Below are 4651 nucleotides of genomic sequence, written 5' to 3'. Positions count from 1 at the left end.
GGCGTCCCGCCCGTCCTTTTTGGACGGGCGGGACGCCCATCCCACAAAGTTGTGGAAGTTATTTAATTCTCATTCCTTAGTTGCACCTCATATCTGTAGGTACAGGGCACTGCTGTGTCCTTGTTTCAAAACTGGGGAACGCGGCTGTAGAGACACGGCACTGTCCTTTCCTTGTTCCAAAACTTCGAGGCCACTGCGGCACAAGCATCCTAGATAGTGTTTTTAGCTACATTCTTCAAAGCCAGAGCAGTCAACAATGGTAAGTAAAACTACAAAGCACAGCTCCGAAATTGGCTGGCAAATAAATTTTTATGAAACCTCGAATCATTGTTTGCGGGTTGGGCCACACGGGACACAAGATTTTTTGTTTGTTGAGACAGCAAGGAGCGATTGTGGTTGGTATTAGCGATCGCCCAATTCGCGGCGAAACTTCTGATGTGGTTGTCGGCAATTTGCAAGCAGCTTCTACCTTGTTGGCGGCTGGCATTCAAAACGCTCACACTTTAGTAATTGCAGGAGACGATGATGCTGTAAATTTGGCAATTTTGATGCAGGCGAGGATTCTCAATCCTCAGATTCGCATCATCAACAGATTGTTCAATACTAGCTTGGGCGACAGGATTGACCACACTTTGCCCGATCACGCTTCCATGAGCGTTTCATCATTGGCGGCTCCGGTTTTTGCCTTTGCGGCTCTCGGAAATCAGGCGATCGGACAGTTGCGTTTGTTCGATCGCACTTGGCCGATTCACGAAGAATATATCGATGAAACACATCCTTGGAAAAATCGAAAACTCAGCGATTTGTGGGACGATCGATCGCGAATGTTGATTTATTATCTGCCGGCTGCTAACAAAACTGATTTAGTATCGGCGGTGCTTGCCGATCGGCAGTGTCAGCAGGGCGATCGGCTAATTGTTGCCACTCAGCCGACTATCCACAGCCCCCAAAAAACTTTAACTCAAAAACTGCTCAAAACATTAACTAAGCTGCACAGATTTCAGCAGCACAGCCAAGCAGCCGTAATTGTTGTACTGACGCTGCTGTCAATGATTGCCGTTGCTACTGCTACCTATATTTGTGTTGACAACCATATCTCAATTGTCGATTCTCTTTATTTTTCAGTAGGGATGATTACCGGAGCCGGAGGCTATGAAAAAGTGGCCGAACAAGCTCCTGAAAGCATTAAACTATTTACAGTTGTCATGATGTTAGTTGGAGCCGGCATCATCGGCATTTGCTACGCGCTGCTCAACGATTATGTATTGGGAACTCGCTTTACCGAATATTGGGATGTGGCGCGAGTTCCGCAGCGCCATCATTACATTATTTGCGGGCTCGGAGGAATAGGTATCCAAATTGCTAAAGAACTACACACTAACGGTTACGATATTGTGGCGATCGAGCAAGATCCAAACTGCCGCTTTCTGAACACGGCTCGCTCAATGAAAATTCCGGTCATTCAGGGAAGTGCCAGTTTGCCCGCAACTTTGGAAGCTGCTAATGTTAAGCAAGCGGCCGCTCTTTTGGCTGTTACTAGCAGCGATATGTCTAATGTCGAAATTGCCTTGAGCGCTAAAGGATTGGCACCAAAACTATCAGTTATTGTCCGCAATCAAGACCCACATTTTGCTTTAATGGTGCAGCAAGTTTTTGAGTTTGAAGGAGTTTTGAACCCGACGGAATTGGCGGCTCCTGCTTTCGCGGCGGCGGCGATTGGAGGCAGAATTTTGGGCAACGGAATGACTGCTGATAGTCTATGGGTTTGCTTGGCCACATTGATTACGCCAAACCATCCTTTCTGTGGCCACCATATTCAAGATGCTGCTATGTCTGCGGATTTTGTGCCTCTGTATGTGGAAACTAATTGTCAAACTCTCCACGGCTGGGATTTACTGAATTGTTGTTTGAGTACGGGGGATGTTTTGTATTTGACGATGCCGGCGAATCGGTTGGAGCAACTGTGGAGAACGACCTCGGAATTAATTAAAACTTAATGGTTTGATGCGGTAATTTATTTTGCCGATCGCTCAATTGCAACTACAAACCTGATAAAATGGGATCTGTCTAGTAAATAAGACTTACGACTAATCCTCTGAAATCAGGTTTCGGAGGGCAAGTTCTAGTATAAATAATCAACAGACTCTCAATTAGTTGCGATTTAGAATGAGAAAATTTTTAGGATTAGTTGTGTTTGGGATGATCGTGGCGATCGCCTCTGTAGCTGTCGCCGCTCAACCTTTGTTCGTCGCTTATCCTCCCGCCAACCACAAAACTACAGCCGATCGCATCTTTTTAATCGGTACAGCGCCCGCACCGGGACAAGTTTTAGTAAATGGCAACCAAATTTCGCGCACCGCAGTCGGCCATTTCGCCCCGACTTTTCCCCTGCAACTCGGCGAAAATGTCTTTACCTTGCGTTACGAAAATCAGGAAGTCAAAATTAAGGTGACGCGCGAGTCGAATCAGCCGGTAGCCCCTGTAGGATTGGCTTTTGCTAAAGATTCTCTGACGCCGAAAGTCGATGTGGCGAGTTTGCCGGGGGAATATATTTGCTTTGGGGCGATCGCACCTGCGAATGCTCAAGTTTCGGTAAAATTGGCGGGTATTACTATTCCTTTAAAAGCGCGATCGCAAGTCGAACTACCCGACAACAAATCTGTACTTTTAGGTGAAAACTCCCCGATCAAAAAAGGCGGCAGCCAACAGTATCAAGGCTGCGGTAAAACCCCTGAGAACGCCCTCTCATCTAAGGGAGAAACAGTTGATTTAGGCGTGCCATCGTTTGAGCTAACAATGAACGATCGAACTATCAGCCAACAAGGTACGGGCAAGATTTCTATTCTCTCTCCGGCTGACTTAGAAATAGCCGAAGTAACGGCCGATCCGGGTGTTGCCCGAACCGGGGCGAGTACAGATTTTTCTCGGATGACACCGCTGCCGAAGGGAACGCGAGCAACAATTATCGGGCGGGAAGGAGAATGGCTCAGACTCGATTACGGTGCTTGGATTAAAGCATCAGAAGTGCAAATTGTCAAGGATGCAGTGCCTCCGCGATCGATTATTCGCAGCGCGCGATCGCGTCAAGTTTCCGGCTGGACAGAGGTGTTATTTCCCTTAGAAACACCCGTCCCAGTCACCGTGCAGGAAGGAGAACGCACTTTCACTTTAACCCTGTACAATACCACCGCTCAAACTGACATTATTCGCCTCGACGATGACCCGGTAATTTCGCGTTTGGAATGGCAACAAATATCGCCGCTGCAAGTACAATATACTTTTAATCTCAAATCTGCCCAGCAGTGGGGCTATAAGTTGAGATACGAGGGCACAACTTTAGTGCTGTCTTTAAAACACCCGCCGGTGAATACAAGCATGATGCCTGTGTCGCAAGCAAAGCCGCTGTCGGGAATTAAGATTCTCATCGATGCGGGACACGGCGGGCCGCAGGATTCAGGTGCTGTGAGTCCAGTGGGAATTAGGGAAAAAACAGTAGCTTTAACGGTGTCGAAATTGGTGCAAGAGGAATTGGTAAATCGCGGTGCGAATGTGGTAATGACGCGGGTAGAAGATGTCGATTTGGATTTGCCGCCAAGGGTGGGAATGATTCAAAAAGAAGAACCTGCGATCGCAATTTCAATTCACTACAATGCTTTGCCAGATAACGGCGACGCGATTAATACTAAAGGCGTCGGCGCTTTCTGGTTTCACCCGCAAGCGCACAGTTTGGCAATGTTTTTGCACAATTATTTAGTTGCCAAGTTGAACCGTCCGAGTTATGGTGTATTCTGGAACAACTTAGCCATGACTCGTCCTGCCGTTGCTCCATCTGTTTTAATGGAATTGGGATTTATGATCAATCCCGAAGAGTTTGAATGGATTGTGAATCCGACAGAACAGAAGAAGTTAGCCGAGGCGATCGCCCAAGGTGTTACCGAATGGTTTGCCTCGGTCAAATAATAGTTAGTAGTAAGGACTGAAGTCATTATAAAAAAAAATTATAGTCAGGACTTCAGTTCAGCCCATCCCAGGAAATGAAATAATGCTAATTTTCACTCAATCAAAAGCCTTTTTTATTGCAGCCGTCGTTGCAAGTTTTAGCTTCTCACTTTACAGCTTTCCTGTTTTCGGCAAGCAGCAAAGCCTTGCTCCCGCAAAAGCAGAAGCTTTAAAAAAGCAAACTCAATGCTCGTTTATTACAGGTGAAGGTGGCGCTGTTAACATTCGCAAAGGCCCAGGCAATAAGTACCCGGTTGTAGCTAAATTGAAAAGGGGAGACGGAGTTAGGGCTGTCAGCAGACAAGGTAATTGGGTGAAAATTGCAGCCCGATTTTCGGGTAATCCTCCTAATGAAACTTTGACAATCCTTGACGGTTGGGTGAACAATCAATTTATTAATGGCTGTTCCGAAGACCAATTTGACACCTGGCGGAAATAGGGAATTTCCTAGGGGCGGGTTTTACAGACAATATATGTAGGGGCGGGTTTTACAGACAATATATAACGAGTACAAACAATCTATATAAACCCGCCCCCACACCACAAATAACCTACTGGCGGAAATAGGAAATTTCGTAGGGGCGGGTTTTACAGACAATATATAACGAGTACAAACAATCTATATAAACCCGCCCCCACACCACAAATAACC

At 46.5% G+C, this 4651-nt stretch carries 3 protein-coding genes; all 3 read left to right on the top strand.

What is annotated here, in order from left to right; genetic code table 11:
* Window positions 1-311 precede the first annotated feature (311 nt).
* The 3 genes from QUB16_RS32220 to QUB16_RS32210 all read left to right on the top strand — a co-directional run bounded on the left by QUB16_RS32220 (window position 312) and on the right by QUB16_RS32210 (window position 4438).
* Complete coding sequence (locus tag QUB16_RS32220; RefSeq protein WP_333322383.1) at window positions 312-1997, top strand: NAD-binding protein; 1686 nt, start codon at window positions 312-314, stop codon at window positions 1995-1997.
* Window positions 1998-2166: 169 nt separating this feature from the next.
* Window positions 2167-3960 (top strand): N-acetylmuramoyl-L-alanine amidase, encoded by a 1794-nt coding sequence (locus QUB16_RS32215; protein ID WP_333322382.1) that lies wholly within the window; start codon window positions 2167-2169, stop codon window positions 3958-3960.
* 82 nt (window positions 3961-4042) lie between these two features.
* Complete coding sequence (locus tag QUB16_RS32210; protein ID WP_333322380.1) at window positions 4043-4438, top strand: SH3 domain-containing protein; 396 nt, start codon at window positions 4043-4045, stop codon at window positions 4436-4438.
* Window positions 4439-4651: the final 213 nt, after the last annotated feature.

Origin of the sequence: Microcoleus sp. D3_18a_C4 (assembly GCF_036702415.1) — a bacterium.
Taxonomy (GTDB): Bacteria; Cyanobacteriota; Cyanobacteriia; order Cyanobacteriales; family Microcoleaceae; genus Microcoleus.
This window is presented reverse-complemented; position numbering and strand designations above follow the sequence as displayed.